Source organism: Paraburkholderia sp. (genome assembly GCF_035656215.1).
Classification (GTDB): Bacteria; Pseudomonadota; Gammaproteobacteria; order Burkholderiales; family Burkholderiaceae; genus Paraburkholderia.
This window is the reverse complement of the sequence record NZ_DASRSY010000250.1, coordinates 16,907-36,185: the sequence shown is the minus strand read 5'-3', so window position 1 is coordinate 36,185 and position 19,279 is coordinate 16,907. Positions and strand designations below refer to the sequence as shown.

17 protein-coding genes and 1 pseudogene are annotated in these 19,279 nt (G+C 62.6%); 9 read left to right on the top strand and 9 right to left on the bottom strand.

What is annotated here, in order from left to right:
* Window positions 1-650, bottom strand: a pseudogene (locus VFE81_RS14165) (ribonuclease activity regulator RraA); the annotation flags it as partial.
* 481 nt (window positions 651-1,131) lie between these two features.
* On the opposite strand from VFE81_RS14165, the gene VFE81_RS14160 reads away from it, so the two are divergent.
* Window positions 1,132-1,644, top strand: a complete 513-nt coding sequence (locus VFE81_RS14160; protein WP_325045197.1) for a response regulator — start codon at window positions 1,132-1,134, stop codon at window positions 1,642-1,644.
* Window positions 1,645-1,756: 112 nt separating this feature from the next.
* Here VFE81_RS14160 and VFE81_RS14155 read toward each other — a convergent pair whose 3' ends face one another.
* Window positions 1,757-2,329, bottom strand: coding sequence for a Fur family transcriptional regulator (locus VFE81_RS14155; RefSeq protein ID WP_325045196.1), 573 nt, complete (start codon window positions 2,327-2,329; stop codon window positions 1,757-1,759).
* A gap of 124 nt (window positions 2,330-2,453) precedes the next feature.
* Complete coding sequence (locus VFE81_RS14150) at window positions 2,454-3,080, bottom strand: glutathione S-transferase family protein (RefSeq protein ID WP_325045195.1); 627 nt, start codon at window positions 3,078-3,080, stop codon at window positions 2,454-2,456.
* A 347-nt stretch (window positions 3,081-3,427) separates the two neighbouring features.
* Here VFE81_RS14150 and VFE81_RS14145 point away from each other — a divergent pair, with 347 nt between their 5' ends.
* Window positions 3,428-5,140 (top strand): ATP-binding domain-containing protein, encoded by a 1,713-nt coding sequence (locus VFE81_RS14145; RefSeq protein ID WP_325045194.1) that lies wholly within the window; start codon window positions 3,428-3,430, stop codon window positions 5,138-5,140.
* Window positions 5,141-5,250: 110 nt separating this feature from the next.
* Here the strand turns inward: VFE81_RS14145 and VFE81_RS14140 are convergent, their stop codons facing one another.
* The gene (locus VFE81_RS14140; protein ID WP_325045193.1) at window positions 5,251-6,198 is read right to left on the bottom strand and encodes a phosphoribosyltransferase; all 948 of its coding nucleotides are present in this window, start codon (window positions 6,196-6,198) and stop codon (window positions 5,251-5,253) included.
* 288 nt (window positions 6,199-6,486) lie between these two features.
* Here VFE81_RS14140 and VFE81_RS14135 point away from each other — a divergent pair, with 288 nt between their 5' ends.
* The gene (locus tag VFE81_RS14135) at window positions 6,487-7,035 is read left to right on the top strand and encodes a molybdopterin-dependent oxidoreductase (protein ID WP_325045192.1); all 549 of its coding nucleotides are present in this window, start codon (window positions 6,487-6,489) and stop codon (window positions 7,033-7,035) included.
* Window positions 7,005-8,864, top strand: a complete 1,860-nt coding sequence (locus tag VFE81_RS14130; RefSeq protein WP_325045191.1) for an ATP-binding response regulator — start codon at window positions 7,005-7,007, stop codon at window positions 8,862-8,864. The genes VFE81_RS14135 and VFE81_RS14130 overlap by 31 nt, the downstream gene beginning before the upstream one ends.
* Before the next feature lie 83 nt (window positions 8,865-8,947).
* On the opposite strand, the gene VFE81_RS14125 is transcribed toward VFE81_RS14130, so the two are convergent.
* The 3 genes from VFE81_RS14125 to VFE81_RS14115 form a co-directional block, all read right to left on the bottom strand.
* Entirely contained in the window at window positions 8,948-9,802 is an 855-nt protein-coding gene (locus tag VFE81_RS14125) for a helix-turn-helix domain-containing protein (RefSeq protein ID WP_325045190.1), read from the bottom strand.
* 289 nt (window positions 9,803-10,091) lie between these two features.
* On the bottom strand, window positions 10,092-11,432 hold the full coding sequence (locus VFE81_RS14120; protein ID WP_325045189.1) for a type II toxin-antitoxin system HipA family toxin: 1,341 nt from the start codon (window positions 11,430-11,432) through the stop codon (window positions 10,092-10,094).
* A 2-nt stretch (window positions 11,433-11,434) separates the two neighbouring features.
* A complete protein-coding gene (locus tag VFE81_RS14115; protein ID WP_325045188.1) occupies window positions 11,435-11,689 on the bottom strand; it encodes a helix-turn-helix domain-containing protein in 255 nt (84 codons plus the stop codon).
* Between the two features lie 207 nt (window positions 11,690-11,896).
* On the opposite strand from VFE81_RS14115, the gene VFE81_RS14110 reads away from it, so the two are divergent.
* The 5 genes from VFE81_RS14110 to zwf all read left to right on the top strand — a co-directional run bounded on the left by VFE81_RS14110 (window position 11,897) and on the right by zwf (window position 16,935).
* Window positions 11,897-12,529 (top strand): C39 family peptidase, encoded by a 633-nt coding sequence (locus tag VFE81_RS14110; RefSeq protein ID WP_325045187.1) that lies wholly within the window; start codon window positions 11,897-11,899, stop codon window positions 12,527-12,529.
* A gap of 96 nt (window positions 12,530-12,625) precedes the next feature.
* Window positions 12,626-12,877 carry a hypothetical protein gene (locus VFE81_RS14105; RefSeq protein ID WP_325045186.1) on the top strand — a complete coding sequence of 84 codons (252 nt, stop codon included), beginning with the start codon at window positions 12,626-12,628 and terminating at the stop codon, window positions 12,875-12,877.
* Between the two features lie 141 nt (window positions 12,878-13,018).
* Entirely contained in the window at window positions 13,019-14,122 is a 1,104-nt protein-coding gene (locus VFE81_RS14100) for a potassium channel family protein (protein WP_325045185.1), read from the top strand.
* A 189-nt stretch (window positions 14,123-14,311) separates the two neighbouring features.
* Window positions 14,312-15,247 (top strand): bifunctional Delta(1)-pyrroline-2-carboxylate/Delta(1)-piperideine-2-carboxylate reductase, encoded by a 936-nt coding sequence (lhpI, locus tag VFE81_RS14095; protein WP_325045184.1) that lies wholly within the window; start codon window positions 14,312-14,314, stop codon window positions 15,245-15,247.
* Window positions 15,248-15,447: 200 nt separating this feature from the next.
* Window positions 15,448-16,935 (top strand): glucose-6-phosphate dehydrogenase, encoded by a 1,488-nt coding sequence (gene zwf / locus VFE81_RS14090; RefSeq protein ID WP_325045183.1) that lies wholly within the window; start codon window positions 15,448-15,450, stop codon window positions 16,933-16,935.
* Window positions 16,936-17,048: 113 nt separating this feature from the next.
* Here zwf and icmH read toward each other — a convergent pair whose 3' ends face one another.
* Together icmH and tssK are read right to left on the bottom strand one after the other, a co-directional pair.
* Window positions 17,049-17,828 carry a type IVB secretion system protein IcmH/DotU gene (gene icmH / locus VFE81_RS14085; RefSeq protein WP_325045182.1) on the bottom strand — a complete coding sequence of 260 codons (780 nt, stop codon included), beginning with the start codon at window positions 17,826-17,828 and terminating at the stop codon, window positions 17,049-17,051.
* On the bottom strand, window positions 17,825-19,171 hold the full coding sequence (tssK, locus tag VFE81_RS14080) for a type VI secretion system baseplate subunit TssK (protein WP_325045181.1): 1,347 nt from the start codon (window positions 19,169-19,171) through the stop codon (window positions 17,825-17,827). Before tssK ends, icmH begins: the two co-directional genes overlap by 4 nt.
* Between the last annotated feature and the right edge of the window lie 108 nt (window positions 19,172-19,279).

Genomic DNA, 19,279 nt, shown 5'->3' with positions numbered 1-19,279 from the left:
GCGCCGTCACGAATACGCTCGGTGGAAATGCTTCGAGTTGCTCCTGCTCGGCGGCGGCCTGTGCAACTTCGGCTGCCATCTTGAGTGAGATCACTACCACGCCGTCTGCATCGTCCACGATCACGTCGCCGGGAAACACGGCTACGCCGCCGCAGCCGATCGGCACATTGATATCCACCGCGTGGTGCCGAATCAGATTCTGCGGCGCGCTTGCTCCGGCCTGGAACACCGGCATGCCGAGCGCGGCGATCGTCGTGCTGTCGCGCATCGGACCGTCGGACACCATGCCTGCCACGCCGCGCACCTGTAATCGTTGGGAGAGGATCGAACCGAACGGGGCGCTGCCACGCTCGCTGCGGCAATCCTGCACGAACACGTGGCCGGGCGGAATGGTTTCGACGGATTTGCGCTGTGCGTACTCGCGATCCGCAAACAGTTCGAACACGTCGATGTCTTCGCGCGAGGGAATGCGGGGGAATATTACGTAGCGTGAACGCTGGCCTGACCAGATTCGCGCCACTGTGCGCGGCGAGCGGCGCGACACCCTGCATGAACGTATTGCGCAAGCCGCGCTTGAACAACTGAGTGGTCAGCGTGGCGGTGCTGACATGGCGGAGTGTTTCGAGCGTGGCGCAGTCGAGACCGGACAGGGTGTCGGGTGGCCTCAGGTTTTAGGGGCGGGGGATGGCGCTCATCTGCCGTGCTGCATCGCAACGATTGAACGCAACCGCTGCAGTCTCGCGCACACGATGCTAGCGCCGCCGTGGATCATGCGGCAGGCTCGCGCAACCATGCTGACGTAACGGCGAACGGGCGAAAGCGCCGAGGCACGCAAGATGCTACCCGAGGGGAGGATGTGAACGCCGCGGGTGAAACACAACAACGTCGGCATCGCAAAGGAACATGAATGCCAGAGAAGATGCCGGGCGGACAAGGCGGCGCGCACGGGTTTGCACCAGCCGCCACGGCGAATCGGGTGTCGACATCGGTCTGCTTCGGCAAACGTGCCGAGGGCCGGTTTTTCATCGGCGTGCAATTTTGGCGCGTTACTGTGGGCATGCGTTGCGCCCAGGCCATGTTTTACAATCACGGGCCTGCATGCAACTCAATGCATGAAATCGAGTCGGAACCATGGACAGCACTACCGCAGCCGCGCAAATCGGCGGCAAACAACAGGACGATACGTTGGCCACGTCTGACGGCCTAACCGGTCTTTTAGAGCAGCAACAGAACATGAACGGAGCATTGAGACTCGATCAGGTCACGATCGTGCTCGTCGAGGACGACCCGGATAGCCGGGAATCGCTGACCTTGTTACTCGAGGCAGAAGGGGCGCATGTCGTCGCTGTGGCAGATGCGGAAGAAGGCGTCGAAGCGGCGGTGCGGCTATTACCTGACGCCGTGGTGTGCGACCTCGAATTGCCGGGCATGGACGGTTTTTATCTGATCCAGCGGCTGCGTGATCACGAGATTCGCGGCGACCACGCGCCTTCGGTGGCCGTGGCGCTCACAGGCCATACCGACGACGCTTACCGCTTGCGCAGTATTGGCGAAGGCTTCCAGCATTTCATGACCAAGCCGGCATTGCCGGAAGACCTCGTGATGTTGTTGCGCGACGCGATCGAAGCCCGCGCGGCGGGCTGACCCGCTTCACCCGCGGGTGACAGCTTCTTGCCGCCGTATCTTCAGCGGCAAGCTTTCGCTGAGCGAAACGGTTTCTGCAATCAGGTTACAAATCTGATTGCCGGCGCCGCTGTCACTTGGCGACGGCGACCGCTGCTGCGGCGCTGGCCGCTTCCGCTGTCTGACAGGCGGAACACAATCCCTTCAATTCGATTTCGTCGCTGGCAAGGCGGTAGCCCGCGTCTTCGATTTGCGCGACGAGCGCCTGACGCAGCTTGGGCTGATGCAATTCGGTGACATTGCCGCATTGCTGACAGACCACCAGAATGCCGTGCTGGCATTGCGTCAGGTCGTGGCAGACGGTGAACGCGTTGATCGATTCGATCCGGTGCACGAGTCCGGCCGAGAGGAGAAAGTCCAGCGCCCGATAAACCGTGGGCGGCGCCGAGCCGGGATGGATCTGGCGCATGTCGTCGAGCAACGAATAAGCCTTGGTGGCGCGCCCGGAATTCAGCAGCAATTCGAGCACTTTGCGGCGGATCGGCGTGAGTTTTTCGCCGCGTTCGCGGCAATATTCTTCCGCGAGAGTCAGTGCGGCTTCCTGCGATTCACCGTGCCCACCGTGCAGGTGCCCCGGCTCATGATGATGAGCGGAGGCGGCAGGGGTGGTTTTGTCGGCGGTCGCGGCGGGCTTGGCGGTCTTCATGCGTCGATTATAAAGGCCATCGTGCTTCGCTGTGCCGGTGTGCGGCGCGCTTGCCGGTCGCGGCTGGGCGCCGCGACGTGGCATGAGGGCGCTGGATGGATCAAGTCAGCGCTTAAGTCAGCGCTTAAGTCAGCGGAAAATCGACGTATTTTTTGAAACCCGGGCGCGTCGCAATCCGCGAATACCAGCGTTCCAGATTCGGTAGCGAGGGACGTTCCACGCCATCCAGCCCGAACCAGCGTTTCGCGTACGCGCCGATCACGATATCGGCGAGCGTGAAATTCTCGCCTTCGAGGAAGAAGCGGCCTTGCAGATGGTTGTCCAGCAGGCGCCACAACAGCGTGACCGCGGCGAAGTCGGTGGCGAGTTTGGCGGCGTCGCGCTCGGCGGCCGGCGTGCGCACGAGAGCCCAGAACACAGGCTTTTCCGCGGGTTGCAGTGTGGTGAGCGACCAGTCGAGCCAGCGGTCGATACTGGAGCGCAGTTTCGGCTCGGAGGGATACAGGAGGCTCGATTCGCCGTATTGCAGCACCAGATAGCGCAGGATCGAGTTCGATTCCCACAGCACGAAGCCATCATCGACCAGCGTCGGAATCTTGGCCGTCGGGTTCATCGCCAGGTAGTCGGGCTCGTTGTTGCGCCCGAATTGCAGGCCCGCGTCGATGCGTTCGTACGGCAGCACCAGTTCGTCACAACACCACAAGACTTTCTGTACGTTGACCGAGTTGGCGCGCCCCCAGATCGTGATCATCCGGCAAATCCTTTTCTTTATGCTTACAGTTGGCAAGCCGCGTAAGGCACGCGGCGTTCAACCAGCAACGATACACGATGCACGTGGGTTTGCGCGCCGCCGGCCGGCAATTGGTCGCGTGCAGTGTTGGCCTAAGCGTGGTTTAAGCGTGAGCCAGAACCTGACCTAAGCGTGGGCCAAAGCCTAGCGAAAACGTGGCCTAAACGTGACCGATGAGTGGCCGATGCGCAGCCTGAGCGCGATCAAAGCACCTCCCCATTCGATGCCCGAATGGCGGCCAAATCACCATGCCGGTAATACATGGGCGTTGCGTACAATGAGCGCACCCGAATATGACGAGGCACCGTATGGCCCGCATTGTCCCCGACGACTGGAAGAGCCTTGCCGCCACCGGCGCGGCGGCACGCGAACGCGAAACCCTCGCGTTGCTGGAAGAAGCGCTTCCCGATGGCTACACCGTCTATCACGGCGTGCACTGGACCCGCCTGAATCAGAACTTTTCGGTGTTCGGCGAGGCCGACTTCGTGATCGTCAGCCCGGCCGGGCGCGTGATGATCGTCGAACAGAAAACCGGCTTCCTGCGCGAAACGTCGAAGGGGCTCGTCAAGGTCTATCTTCAGACGGAACGCAACGTAGCGATCGCGCTCGCGCACACCGTCGAAACGCTGCACCGGCGCTTTACCGCGGCGTTCGGCGCGGGCACTTATTTCATCGAAGAACTGCTGTATTGCCCGGACCACGTTGTCAAGGACGCCGCGATTGCCGGCGTGAATCCCGCGCGGATTGTCGACGCAACGCGTAAGGACCGGCTTGCCGCGATCATTCGCGAAGCCTTGCCGGCCGATGAACCGCGTCTCGCTTGCGCACCGAAAATCCACCACTTTCTCGCTGACGAACTCGCGCTCACGCCCGACGCTAGCGCGCTGGTCGGTCAGGCCGGCACGCTCGTCACGCGTCTGGCGGGCGGCCTTGCAACCTGGGCGCGGCGGCTCGAGTTTTCGCCGTTCCGGCTGCGCGTGATCGGCACGGCCGGCTCGGGTAAAACACAACTGGCTGTGCAGGTGATGAAAGACGCGGTGGCGCGCGGGCAACGGCCGTTGTACGTGTGTTTCAACCGGCCGCTCGCGGATCACATCGTGCGGGTCGCGCCACCCGAGGCGAAGGTGGCGAACTATCACCAGCTATGCGACTGGATCGCGCGCGACGCGGGCCGCGAGCCCGATTTCCAGTCCGGCGACGTTTTCAATCAGCTTGAAACGACTTTCGCCGAAACGCCGATCGACGCGCGCTGGCAATTCGACGTGCTGATCGTCGACGAAGGGCAGGATTTCCAGCAGCCGTGGGTGGCGGCACTCGAGCGTCTTTTGAGGCCGGGCGCCGCGTGGTGGTGGCTCGAAGACCCGCTGCAGAATCTGTATATGCGCGAGCCGGTCGAGCTGCCCGGCTGGACCACGCTGAAAGAGACCACCAACTACCGCAGTCCGCGCGACATTCTCGATTATGTGCGCGACGTGGTCGGCGCCTCGGTGCCAGCCGCGGCGGGTCTGGCGTCGGGCAGTCCGTTCGACGGCTCCGATATTTCGCTCTCTGTCTACGACGAAGCGAATGCCGCCGAAGGCAGCAGCGAGGCCACCAAACGGGCGATCACGCAGGCGTTGTCGCTCGGCTTTCGCAAACAGGACATCGCCGTGCTCTCGTTTCGCGGCCGCGAAGGCTCGGCGATGACCGCACAGGATCATCTCGGCCCGCATCGGCTGCGCAGTTTTACGGGGAAGTATGATCTGTTCGGCAACCCGGAGTATCGCGAAGGGGACGTGCTGTTCGAGTCGATCTATCGCTTCAAGGGGCAGGCGGCGCCGTGTGTGATTCTCACTGAAGTCGACTTCGACACGTTCGATGAACGCATTGCACGCAAGCTGTTCGTCGGCGCCACGCGTGCAACGATGAAGTTGATCATTGTCGCCTCGCAGCGGGCCGCGGGGCATCTGCGTCTGCGTGATGGTAAAGAGGTCAGGGAAACCCGAGAGATCAGAGAGATCAGAGAGGCGAAAGAAGCCTAGCAGCCACTCAGGGTGACGCTTGCGCGCTTAGGCGCAAGCGTTCAGGCTCACGCACCGCGAGGTCCAGTCTCTCAGACCTACGCTGGTCCGCACAAGTCGCGCGCATCCACTCACGTCCACGCACGCGCGCCCACCAGCATCCCGGTTTGCGTGGCCGCGTCCCACCAGATCACGCGCAGCAACGGCGCCTGCTGCGCGATCAGCAGCGCCTGCACCGGATCGCTCTCGACAAAATGCGTGACGCCGCCGCGCAATGCCGCAGCCGCCTTGTGAGCGGCGGCGCCGGCGGGACTTTCATCGTGCGTGCCGGGCGTGCGCATCACCAGTTGCATATGACCGAAGCCGTGCCGCGCGAGCCACGCTTCGGTGCGCGTGCGATCGAGTTCCGGCCGGCCGGTGATGATGGTGCGAACGCGTTGCAGATCGATGTCCGGCAGCATCTCGAACGGCAGCAGCGCGTCGCGTTCGGCGAGCGCCGCGGCCAGATCCTCGTCGTAGCGCGCGAGCGGCACGTCGGGTAGCAGAATGCCGTCGAGGTCGATAGCATAGGTGGCGTATTCGTGATCGTCGGCCATGGCGGGCGCGGTGCCCGCTTGCACGCGCTCCCAGTCCTCGCGATAACGCTCGGTGTAGGCCTGGCGCTCCCACGGGAACAGCGCGAAATAGCCGCGGGCATCGATCGCGTAGTCGGGTTGCGTGCGGCTCAGGTCGTCGACCGCGGCGGTCAGCGTCCTGACGTCAAGGCCGTGCTGCTGAAGGAAGGCGATGCAGTCGGTCAGCGTAAAGCCGCGCCCCGCGATGTCCTCGCACAGCAGCACCTTTGAGCCCGCGGGCGGGATGGGCAGCGTCGAATCCCAGGCGACCGTGCGCGACTGGCGGTCGTATCGCAGGAAGGCGACCGGCGTGCCGGCCGCATGCGACACCATCAGCGCAAGCGGTGCGCCGCCACGCAGGATGCCGATTGCTATCGTGAAACGCTCCGCCAGCAACACGGGTTGCAACGATTCGATCCAGTGATCGAGTTGTTCGTACGTCAGGGGCAAAACGGGCTTGTTCATGACTCTTTTGGCGTCGCGTGGAGCACGCAGGGCAGGTGTCCCGTAGACGGAGAGCGGCGCGCGGCGCAGCGCGGCGGCAGGTCCTCGTTTTTGAGACAAAGATTTTTGGCGATATTATGCATGCGGTTCAAAGATCGCGCGTCGGGGTGACGCGCGTCGCCGGACGGGGCGCGTTGCAAAGAGCGCCGCCACCGGCGGGGAAAGGGCGCTGCAGGTGCGCTGGCAGGTTGAGCCGGCGCAGCGTGGAGCCGCCCACAAAAATAACAAACGATGGAATAAGCCAGGCAAATGACCAAGTTAAGCGCAGCGGTGGATGGCAGGAAAGGCGGGTGCAGGAGCGCATGGTGGGGGCCCGGTCTGATCCTCGCGCTCGCCGCGTGGAGCATGCACGCACAGGCGCAGGCAGAGTCGTTGCCATTGTCGCTCGACGTGAAGGGCAAAATCAGCAAGACCAACGACGCGGCACACCATCTGTATCACTTCACCGAGGCGCAACTGCTCGCGCTGCCGGTCCATTCAATTACGACCGCCACCACCTGGACTCCGCGTTCCACCTTCACAGGACCGCTGCTGGCGGATATCCTGAAGACAGTCGGCGCATCCGGCAGCGCAGTCGAGATCCATACGCTCGACGACTATACCTACACCATTCCGGTGTCGGACTGCGATCGCTATGGCGTGGTCGTTGCGTACAGCATGAACGGCCGGCGCCTGAAGATCAGCGACTTCGGGCCGCTATTTCTTATTTATCCGCGCGACGCGTTCCCCGATGAACTCATGGGCGCGGCGGGCGACTCGAAATTCGTATGGCAGATCAAGGCACTCATCGTCAAATAACGCGCCGCCCCTGGCGTCGTGTCCTCTATGTACTGATCTGGCTGACCGCACTCGCGGCGCCGGCTGGCGCAATCGGCTATCTGTTGTACGCGAACCTGCTCAATCCGCGCGTGACCGAACCGCTGACGGGTCAATACGACGGTTTCTATTGGGACGCCGCGCAACTGCAGATCGCCTACGCGCGTTTCGAGAATCAGTTGCTGCTGTATCAATCCGGCGTCGACGACGACTATCCGCGGCTCATGTTGCGCTACCAGTTGCTGCAATCGAAGCTGCATGTGATGGCCGGTTCGACACGCCGGCTGACCACGCAGCTCGCGCTGCTGCAACGGCAACTGGATGAAATCCAGTCGATCGATCATTTACTGGACGGGATTGAGCCCGAGGTCGATGCCTTGCAGAAGGACCGCAGCCGCGCCAATCAGATCGTCGAGGAATTGCGCCAGCATTGGAATGAGGTCAACGATCTCGCGTTGAGCCGCCGTTTCGCCGACGTGGCCGACCGTGAGGCGATGAACCGCGATTTCATCGACAAGCGTCGCATGCTGTTCGCAGGCGGCCTGTTGCTGCTGTTACTGTCCGCGGCTGCGACCACGCTGCTGGTGCTCAACGGCCGGCGCCGCACACGCCTGATGCATCAGCAGCACGCGGCGCTCGAAGCGGAGCATCAGGCGAGCCGCGCGGCGCGCGAGGCGAGTCTCGCGAAAGACGCGTTTCTCGGCATGATCAGCCACGAGTTGCGCACGCCCTTGCACGCGATCGTGTCGTCGATCGAATTGCTGGGCTTCAACTATCACTCCGAGGCCGACCGCAAGGTCATCCAGCGGCTCGAAACCGCAGGGCGGCATCTGGAAGCCCAGATGAAAGACCTGACCGACTACGCGCGCCTCGGCGCCGGCAAGCTCGAGCTGCGTCATGAGCATTTCGAGCCACGCGAATTGCTGGCATCGATCGTCGACGAGCACGCGATGTCGGCCGCCGCGCGCGGTCTCAAGCTGGAAAGCGAGGCGAACGGCATGAGCGGTCTCGTCGATTCCGATCCGCACCGCATCCGCCAGATCGTCAACAACCTGGTCACCAACGCGATCCGTTATACCGAAACCGGCACAGTGCGCGTGCAATTGAGGCAGCGGCCGGCGGTGCTGATCTTCGTCGTCAGCGATACGGGGCCGGGCGTGCCGCATGCGCAGATTCCGCTGATCTTCCAGGAGTTCACGCAGCTGGACGCGTCGCGCACGCGCCGCTTCGAGGGCGCCGGGATGGGGCTCACGATCGTGCAGGGACTGGTCCGGCTGTTCGGCGGCACTGTCGAGGTGGCGAGCACGGTGGGTGAGGGTACGACCTTCACGGTGACGATTCCGGTCACGCCGGTTGCGGCAAGCGCGCCGGCCGGCGTAGCGGTGCACGCCGAACCGGGCGGCGCGCGCCCGTGCGTCCTGATCGTCGACGACAACCGGTTGATTCGCGAGTCGCTCAGCGAAATGATCGCGCACATGGATTTCGACGCGCACGCCGTCTCCAATGCCGACGATGCGCTCGCATGGCTCGACGCGCATCGCTGTGACGTGGTGTTGCTCGATCTGCATATGCCGGATCGCGACGGTTATACGTTTTTCGCGGATTTCACGGCGCGGGGGGGGCCGTCGTCGGGTGTCCCGGTGATCGTGGTGAGTGCGTATGCGCCGGAGGCGGCGAGTAGGGGTGGTGCGGTGGGGGAAGAGGGGGAAGCCGGCTTGCAGCCGTTTTTCGAAGCGTTATTAAAGCCAGTACATTACGAGGAACTGCGCAACGCGTTGCAGCGTGCTTTGGCTTCGCGGCATACGGTGTGATGCGACGCCTGGGGACGCCTTGAGGAAAGGCAGAGGGAGGAGGGCTCAACCTGAGCACACACCTTCAGCCGCTTGCCGGCTCGTCAGGGCCGGTTGAGGCGTTTGGACAGATCGGCGACCAGGATTGCCATACGCGCGGGCTTTTCATAGCACGCGACGTCGTAATTACGGATGACCTGGCTGATCTCCGATTCGCTGGCCTTGCCGGTCAGCAATTCGCCGGTCAGCACGAAAATCGGCGCGTCCGGATTCTCCGACGCCCGCACCGCGCGAATCGCCGCCGCCGAGGTCTGCGAGCCGAACAGCCAGTCGATCACCACGCCGTCGAAGATCTGCGTTTGCAGTTGTTCGGCGAATGCCGCGAGGCCGTAAATCGCCACCGCCATGAAACCGCTGCGCTCGAGATAGTCGCGCAGATTGTCGGCTGAGGCCTGATCGTCGTCGACCACGGCGATGGTCGGCTTGTCAGTTTCAGCGCGGCGCGGATAGATCTCGATCTTGTGGACTTCGTACGCGCTTTGGTAAAGCGTGCCGTCGTGACGCGCAACGCGCCATTGGCCGAGCTTTGAGTACGCGACAAATTCAGGACGGCTGCCCGGTTCGAGCGCGGCGCCGACCCATGCAGTGCAGCTCAGCTCGATCGCGCCGATGCTGAACACCGCCTCCTGGGCGATGGCGCCAACCATGCCCGGATCGAGCGACTGGGCGCCGAATAGCTGAGCGGCAGGTTCGCCGAATACCTCGGCAACCTTTTTGATCTGCGAGAGGGTCCACGGGCTGTTGCCGCGCAGCTTGCGGTGCCCCTGCGAAAAACTCAGATCGAGGATGCGGCACAGCTCAGTGGTTTGCTGGCGTTTGCCAATTCCATGCCGGCTCATCAACTCGCGCACGCGCTCGGCGACTGCGATGGAGTCAGGTGAGTGTGTTTCGTTGGTCATACTGCGTGAGGATCTGCCTTCTTGAAGGGTGGCTGGGGCATGCGATACGGCACGCGCAGCGCAGCCATGCACATTGAATGCGTATTGACGCGGCTACGCGGGGGACAGCAAATGTACCGTAAAAAGTCTCACGGTCTGTGTTTTGGTATGACTGCCCCCAAGCGTGTCGGTGCGAGGTGCGAACGGACAAACTCGGCGGTCTGTTTATGCTTTTAGCATTGAATTCATTTTACCGATTAAATCGGGCGGAATCTGTAAGTAATTCCGATTGATTTTTCCTCACCTGCCGTTACGCCGGCGGCATCTTGTCGAGCGTGGCCGCCGAGTTTTTCAGGCCTTTAAAAATCCGCTCGGCGACCTTGCCCGGAAACCGCTCGGGCAATTCGGCCGAGACCCGTGCGATGACCTCCGGCGTCTGTTCGATCAGCCGCTGGATCAACGGCTCGGCGTTCGCGCCGTATGAACACCTCAGCGCCATGGTGTTGAAGTGGCGCCGCTGCACGTCGCGGAAGGCGTCGTGTTTGCTGCGCGACCACATCGCCATGGCGAGCTTGGCCTTGAACCATGACCATTGATTCGGGCCGTTGCCTTCCACCGGCCAGATCGACATCACGTCGTAAAGCGGCGTGAGACGGTACTGGCCGGCCGCCAGCAGGCGAATGCTGAAGTTCTTGGCGTGGCCGTCCGGCGCCGCCAGCATCCAGAACAGAATCTGGCTTGCCAGCAGCGTCTCGATGTCCTGTTGCGCCGACACCGATTGCTGGAGAATCCGCGCGAGATCCAGCACGCCCGGGCCGCCTTCGTTTTCGTACTTGCGATGCGACGGCACGCCGTACACCTGGCAGAAGTCTTCCTGCGGCAGGCGCAGCAGCCATTGCCCGCTTGAATGCAGTTGCCGGTCGAAGCGTTCGACGCTCAGCACCCGCTGCTTGCCGAACGTCATGATCTCGGTATTGGCCACCGGCAGACCATAAGCGCGCAGGATTTGCAGACACAGCCATTCATTTTCGACCGAGGTGCTGAGGTCGGCGAGCTTGTTGCCGACCAGACCGAGCGGCAGCTTGAAAATGTGCGTGGTGGGCGTGGCGCCATGCGGACGCTGCCACTTGCCGTCGTGCCACAGCAGGGCGGTTTTCTCCTGAGCGCCGGCGAGCGAGATGCGGAAATCGTCTGCTTCGTCGCGCGCGCCCAGGGCGGGGCTGCTGACGGTGCGCGCCAGCATGGCCTCGATCTCACTGTCGGAGAGCGGCGTACCGTCGATGCGCTCGACGCCGGTCGGCGCGTCGTCAACGGCCAGCAGCTGGACGGCGCCCACGCAATCGCGGCCGATGGCTTGCAGCAGGTCGAACGGATCGAGCGTATCGGTCTGGTAGCGCTGGGCGATACGCTTTCTGATCGCCTCGCTGTCGGGCAGCAGATTGTCGAAATAGTTGAGCACCCGCGGCCCTTTGTGCGCCTCATTGCTCGGGGTGAATGGCAGCGAGAGCGAAAGCGGCCGGCCCGCGGGCGAGGCGACCCACGCGGGGTCGTAAGCGAACTCCATGGGGCCGCGGGTGGGCAGACTCCAGACGCCGACGCGTTCGCCGTTGGCCCACACCGAAAGCGCCCGCGAATGAGTTTGGCGGCCCATGCTTACCACTCGATCAAAGGCGCCGGCTCAGGCACCGGCTGATTCTTGTCGCGTACCTGCAATTGCAGGCCGTAGGCGCCGCACAGCGCCAGCAATTGTGCGAGGGTGAGAGCGGCGGCATCGGTTTCCAGCGCCGAGATGCGGCTCTGGCTGATGCCGATGCGCGCGGCGGCATCAGCTTGGGTGAGGCCGGCTTGGCGCCGGCCGGCGGCAAGCAGTTGGGCCATCTGGTCTGGCGTGGCGACGAGGTGGATCATGGCGAATTATCCGCGAGACGAATAAATGCACTTTATGCGTCTCACAGATATTTGTCAAATATTCGTGTGACGCATATTCGACAAATATCTGTCTGGCGAATAAATGCCAAATATCTGTGTTGCGAATAAATCCCGTTTGCTTGCGTTCCTGCCAGGATGGCCGTGTAGCATGTTATGAAAACATGTTCTACCGACTCCATCCGACTCATGAATTCACCGACGCTACGCCACACCGACGTACCGTACTACACGCAATGGGGCAGCCCCGACTGGGTGCGCCACATCGTCGAACAACAGGGCGATCCGTGTGACGATCCATACTGGCAGCGCAGCGGTTTTGCCGACCCGGAACGTTACCGCTTCTGGGCCAAACGCCTGTGCGGTCTGACCTGCCTCGAATCCGCGCTCGACTACTGGCAGATCGAACACGCGCCGCGCGCCGCGCTGCTCGATGAAGCGCTGCGTCACGGCGTGTACCGGTTGCGTGACGAGGGCGGCGTCGATGGTTTGATCTACCGGCCGTTCGCCGATTGGGTTGGCGAGGCATTCGGCATTCAGGTCGAGGTGCTGCCGCAGGCACCGCTCGAAGAGATCGCCCTGCGCATCGACGGTGACACGATGGCGATCGTCTCCGTGAGCCCCGAGATCCGCTATCCGGAGCGGCCGAATCAGCGCCAGGGCGGCCATCTGATCCTGCTGCACGGGCGCGATCGCGATGGCGTATGGTTTCACAATCCGTCGGGCATTGCGCCTCACCAGGGGGACGCGTATTTGCCGTTCGCGACGATGGCGCGTTTCTACGCGGGGCGTGGCATGACGCTGGCCCGTATCGCGCGCTAACGGCGGCAGCACACAAGCCGTACGGCGAGTGCAATGATCGGGCCCGTTTTCTGCTAGAAAGTTTCCCACCGCCCTTTGCGATACCGGAAACCCGACATGAATCGAACCTATGCCTTGCTTGCCACGGGCCTCGTCGCGCTCAGCGCCGTCACCGCAGCGAATGCCGCCACCGAGAATGACCAGGCCAAGGCCTGCCGCGGCGACGCGATGCATTTCTGCTCCGCTGAGATTCCGAACAAGGAAAAAATCACCGCCTGCATGAAGCAGCACCTCGACGAACTCAGTCCGGCATGCCGCGCGATGTTCAAGGGCGGCAAGAAAGGCGACGCCAAAGCCGCTTCGCAGTGAACGTGGCGGCGGCGCGCCGCTGCTTTTCGGTGAATCACGCTAAGCCCTGCGCTGCAGCCGCGTTCCCACGAGCCCACGATCCGGCCCCACGGCGCGCCACGCGTCGTAGAATCGCTTGTTCCCGATTTCCGGAGTAGTCGCGTGTCTGATCAGCCACACCCGCAGCCACGTCCACCACGCTTTCGCCTGCCGCGCCGTGCTCGCACACCCTGGCAGGCGCCGCGCGCCCGCACACTTTTCACGCGCCCCACGGCGTCGCCGCAGCGCGTGCTGTTGCAGCGGATCTATCTCGTGCTCGGCCTGTGCGTACTCGCCTTCGCCGTGCTCTATCTCGACCGCGACGGTCTGCGCGACGCCAACCGCAAGGTACTCGGCATCGTCGATCTGATGTACTTCACGATGGTCACCGTCGCCACGGTCGGTTATGGCGACATCGTGCCGGTCACCGCCCGCGCGCGGCTCATCGACGCCTTCTTCATCGTGCCGATCCGTATCGTCATCTGGTTCGTGTTTCTGGGCACCGCTTATCAGTTCGTCATTCAACGCGTCATCGAGGAATTCCGCATGAAACGCCTGCAAAAACAACTGCGCGATCACGTCGTGGTGTGCGGCTACGGATTGAGCGGTTCGGTCGCGGTGCGCGAGCTGCTGGAAAGCGGCTTCGCGGCGGAGTCGATCGTTGTCATCGATTCGCAGCAGGAGGCGCTCGAAGCGGCCACGGCGCTAGGTGTGGCGGGCCTGCTCGGCGATCCGTCGCGTGAGGACCTGTTGCAGCAGGCGCAGGTGCGTATAGCCAAAGCAGTGATCATTGCCGTCAGCGACGACGCCGTCGCGATCCTGCTCACGCTGACCGTGCGCAGCGTCGCGCCGGACACGAAGATCGTTGTGCGGATTCAGGAGCAGACCTATCAGCGCCAGTTGCGCCAGGCCGGCGCGGACGTGATCGTTTCGTCGACCAAGATCGGCGGGCTGCTGCTCGCCGACGCGGTGGACAGCAACTACATCGTGCCGTTCATCAACGACCTGCTGTCGGCGCGCGGCCGTGTCAATCTGGTGGAGCGTGCGGCCACGGCGCTGGAAGTCGGCCGCTGGAGCAATGCGCTGCCGGGCGCGGTGGTGGTCGGGCTGATACGCGCGGGGCGCATGCTGTCGTTCTATGAAGACGAGCCGTGTCCGATCGAGGCGAACGATCTGCTGATGGTGATCCAGTCGTCGCGCCATGCGGGCGACGCGTCCGGCGGCTAGTGCACACAGCCGGGCGCGCGGCCAGGTCTAACCGCCTGAAGGCAGTGATCCCGCAGATTGAAGGTGACGCGTATGTTTATGGTTTTGTAAACTCGATCGCCGACGAACGCGATCTACTGACATTGGCTTACGGTTTTCTGGTGCGCTGAATCGAACGCATCATCTCGCAAGGACAGGAAAAGCCTGCTTATGACCCACCCGACCACGCAGATTTTCGATGATGCCGCCACGGCGCGGCTGATCCCGTACACGACGCTCGTCGACGCATTGAAGCGCGCGAGCATCGACTATGCGCAGCAACGCATTACGAGTCCTGAACGGCTTGTCGTGCCGCTCAACGAAGGCGGCATCATGCTGTCGATGCCGGCCACCGCGCCTGATCTCGCGATTCACAAACTGGTCAACGTGTGCGCGAGCAATAGACCGCGCGGCATCCCGACGATCCATGGCAAGGTGATGGCCTTCGATGCCGACACCGGCGAGACGCTCTTCATTCTCGACGGCCCGACGGTGACAGGGCGTCGCACGGCCGCGATGTCGATGCTCGGCATACACACTTTCGCGCCGGCCCGGCCCCATGAATTTCTGCTGATCGGCACGGGCACGCAGGCGGTGAATCATCTGGAAGCGATCGGCGAACTGTTCCCCGACGCACGCGTGTGGGTGAAGGGCAGTGCGCCCGCGCGGGCCGAAGCGTTTTGCGCTACACATCGCGGCAAGGCGTACGACCTGCAACCGCTGCCGCACCCCGACGCCGCGCTTCCCGATTCGATCGACGTGGTAATCGCACTGACCACCAGCAAGCAGGCTGTCTACGACGAAGCGGCGCGCACGGACCGGCTCGTGATCGGCGTCGGCGCGTTCACGCCGGCCATGGTCGAGATCGGCGCGCACACGATCGCAGGCAGCACGCTGTTCGTCGACGACGAAGCTGGCGCGAGGCATGAAGCCGGCGATTTCATTCAGGCCGGGGTCGATTGGGCACAGGTCGGCGGAATTGCCGCAGTGGTGGAAAACGCCGCTTTGTTGCCACGGGGAAAACCGATTGTTTTTAAAAGTGTCGGTTGTGCGGCTTGGGATCTGGCGGCCTGCCGTGTGGCGCGCGAAGCCTTGTCCGGCGGCTGATCCCGGACCGTTTGCAGCGCCCGGCGCGCGGCGGTTCGCAGGTCCTGGTTGGCATCTTGCGCCAACCTGCGGCACATGTTGCCGTGCAAACAATCTCAAAACGTTGCACCATAGGCGTTTGCCAGAAAAAAGCGCCGGTCCGCCGGCGTTTTTTGCCCTTTGTCCTTTGACGACGCTTATCACGACGCTGCGACCGCGCTATGACGACCCACCACGCTTCTGCCACCCCCGACCTGCCGCTCGACATGATCATCTTCGGCGGCACCGGCGATCTGTCGTTTCGCAAGCTGCTGCCCGCGCTCTACATGGCGCATCTGCACTGCAATCTGCCGCCGGATACCCGCATTCTCACGATTGGCCGCAAGCCGTGGTCGCGTGAGGAGTACATCAACGAATTCATGGAAGCGAAGGCAAAGCCCTTCATCGAAAAGAAAGCGTTCGATGCCGCCGCCTGGGACAAATTCCTGGCGTTGTTCGAGTATGTGCGCATGGACGTCGATTCGGTCGAGGACTACCAGCGGCTGAAGGAGGTATCGCGCGAAGGTGTGCGGCGCGTGTTCTATCTCGCGACCTCGCCGGATCTGTTCACGAACATTTGCGACAACCTGTCGGCGGCGGGATTGGTCGACGAGAATTCGCGGGTCGTGCTCGAGAAACCGCTGGGCCACGATCTGGCGTCCGCGCAAGAGATCAACACGGCGGTCGGCAAACATTTCAGCGAAGCGCAGATCTACCGGATCGACCACTACCTCGGCAAGGAAACGGTGCAGAACCTGATGGTGCTGCGCTTCGGCAATCCGATTTTCGGCCCGCTGTGGCAGGCGCCGTATATCAAGAGCGTGCAGATTACGGTGGCGGAAACAGTCGGCGTAGGCAGCCGCGCGGGCTTCTACGATAAGACCGGCGCGCTGCGCGACATGGTGCAGAACCACTTGCTGCAACTGCTGTGCATCGTTGCGATGGAGCCGCCGGTGTCGCTCGATCCGGATGCGGTGCGCGACGAAAAGCTCAAGGTGCTCCGTTCGCTGCGGCCCATGACGCCCGAGGACATCGCGCGCGACACGGTGCGCGGCCAGTACACCGCGGGCGCCGTGGACGGCGAGGCAGTGAAGGGCTATCAGGAGGAAGACAACGTGCCGGCCGGCAGCCGCGCCGAGACTTTCGTCGCGTTGCGCGCGCATATCAATAACTGGCGCTGGGCCCACGTGCCGTTTTTCCTGCGCACCGGCAAACGGATGCAGAAGAAGGTGTCGGAGATCGTCATCGAGTTTTCCGAGTTGCCTTTCTCGATCATTCCGAACGGCAATAGCGGGCGCAACTATGGCAACCGGCTCGTGATCCAGTTGCAGCCTGAAGAGTCGATCCAGTTGCAGGTGCTTGCGAAAGAACCGGGCAGCGGCATGCATATGCTGCCGGTGAATCTGAACCTCGACTTGCAGCAGGCTTTCACCGAGCGTCGCGCGGAAGCGTACGAGCGTTTGCTGATCGATGTGATTCGCGGACGCCTCACGCACTTCATGCGCCGCGACGAACTCGAGGCGGCATGGGCGTGGGCCGAACCAATTCTCGAAGGCTGGAGCAAGTCGGGCGACAAGCCGCGTGGCTATACGTCGGGCACGTTTGGGCCGGCTGCGTCGACGGCGCTGATGGCGCGGGAAAATGCCGTGTGGGCGGAAGAGTCGCAGTAAGCAGGTAGTCAGGCGTCGGCGATACGTCGACGCTTTGAAGCGTTCGTCTGGCAATGAAAAAAAGCGGCCCGTTTTTGCGGGCCGCCTTTTTTGTTACGTGCTGCCGTTCTGATTTACGGCAACGAGATTGTCAGCGTGGCCGATTGCGGTCCGAGCTTGACCACCTGCGAATATGGCGCGAGCGTGCGCAACGTCTGATCGCGCAAATAAGTGTTCAGACCGAGATAAGCAAGCAGCCCGACTAGCGCGAACACCGCACCGATCGACCACAACGGCACCTCGCGTTTGAGCCGGTGAGCGACCTGGTCCGGCAGCGGCCAATGCGGGGCGAACGGTGCGCGCTTGCCCTTCATATGCGCGATTTCGTCGCCGATCCGCGCGGTCAGATAGGCGAGCTTCTCCGGTCCTTCGAGCAGATACTTGCCCTGGAAGCCGAGCAGCAGGCACATGTGGAACACTTCGAGCGACTGCAGGCGCGCGGCGCCTTGCGCACGGCATTCCTCGAGATACTGGAAGAACTTCTCGCCTGCCAGTTGCTCGCCGAACAGCACCAGTTGCAGCGGCCGGCGCTCCCACTCAGTGCGAATCTTGAACGTTGACGACAACACCGATTCGTCGATGGCTGCGCAGAACGCAAACTTCGACGCGTAGACGTCTTCCGCCGACGCGTTGAGTTTTTTCGCACCGCGCTCGAAGTCGCCGAGAAACTGCTGGATACGCTGGCTGAATTCGTTCGCGTCGCCGGGCTCGCGGCCGTTCTTCAATAAAAACAGCATGAAGAAGCCGTCGTACAGCAGATCGAGCAGCGAGCGGACCTGGTAGGTCGGCTCGCTCATGGGGGCGGGCGTCGCGGCAGGCGTGCTGCCGCCAAACAGGGAAGGCGCGTAGCTCATGATGTGACGGCGATCAGTTCGAGTTGAAGATCGTTAATGCCCGACGGCGCGTAGATCATTGCCGATTGGGCCTGCAACATGCGGTCATACAATGCGCCGCGCGATTCGCACGAGAAGTAGCATGCACCCGGCCGAACCGGAATGGCGGGCGGTACTTGCGGCGTGTAAACGAGGCGCACGCCCGGCATGGCCGAGAGCACCAGCTTGTCGACGTCGTCCGGCGCGCCGACCTTGAAGCGCGCGGGTACCGCTTCGACGAGTTCCGCGGTCGGCATGTCCGCGGAAACGGCGATGTAGAACATGGTCTTGTCGTCGATCTTGCCCGAGTCGAGACGGCCCGCATGGAACGACGGACGTACTTCTTCGAGCGCGATCGCGAAGTAGCGCGTCGAGATTACGGTTTCGAGCAGATCACGCAGGATCGTGTCGAGGCGCGCAAAGCCGGGACCCGGATCGTCATGCCGGTAAGCCGGCAGATCGGACAGCGCATAGCCCTTCGAAAACGTCATCAACTGGCCGGCCAGACGCAGCAATTCCTGAAACAGGCGCTCCGGATGCAGCGCCGAATGTTGGTACAGATGCGCAAGCGAGGCAAACGCGGCGCTCGCAGTGTGCAGCAGCCAGAACGACGCGATGTCGCCCGAACGGAATTCGATGATGTTCTTGGTCGGCTCGCGATGAAAACCATACAGCGCATTAACCTTGGCCTGCAGCGCGTCGATCAGTTGACGCAATCGTTGATGCAGGATCGGCGACGCGTCGATCGCGAGGCAGGGCGGCACGAAGGTGTCGTCGATTTCAAAACCCGACGTGGCGGTGCGGCGCACGCGCACGAGCGGCACCGACAGCAACTGGTCGCGCGGCTCGCTATGCGCTATGAGTTTGACGCTGGTTTTCAGGAAGGTAATGTCGGCTTCGGCCGCGTCCGTGAAATGATCGGCCACTGGCGTCTGCTCGCTGACATAACGCGACACGAAGCCTGCGTTGCTGTCTTGCGAATAGTTTGCGCCGGCTTCTCGCAGAGGATGCAGCGCCAGATAAAACGTGAATTCATTGATACCGTCGGGCAGCGTGTCGAGCGCGATCGGTGGCGGCAGGTCATCGGCTTGCGGCGCGGAGTAGAGCGCGCCATCCGGAAACACCAGCGAGAGTTCGCTCACGCGCAGCACATTGCTGCCGAGCGCGTCGCGGTCCAAACGCGCCGAACGCACGCCCCAGTTGTATGGCTGGATCGCCTGGATCGATTCGAACAGACGCGCCTCATGATAGGCGTCCTGACGCTGAAAATGCTGCGGCCTCAAAAACAGGCCTTCCCCCCAGAGCACTTTTGCCGAATAACTCATCTCAAACCTGTTATATACGTTCAGCGTGTGGCGCGCCCGGAGATAACCGATTCGAACGCCGTATTGTTAATTCTCTAAAAACTGTTAAATCGTATTTGACCGGCATCT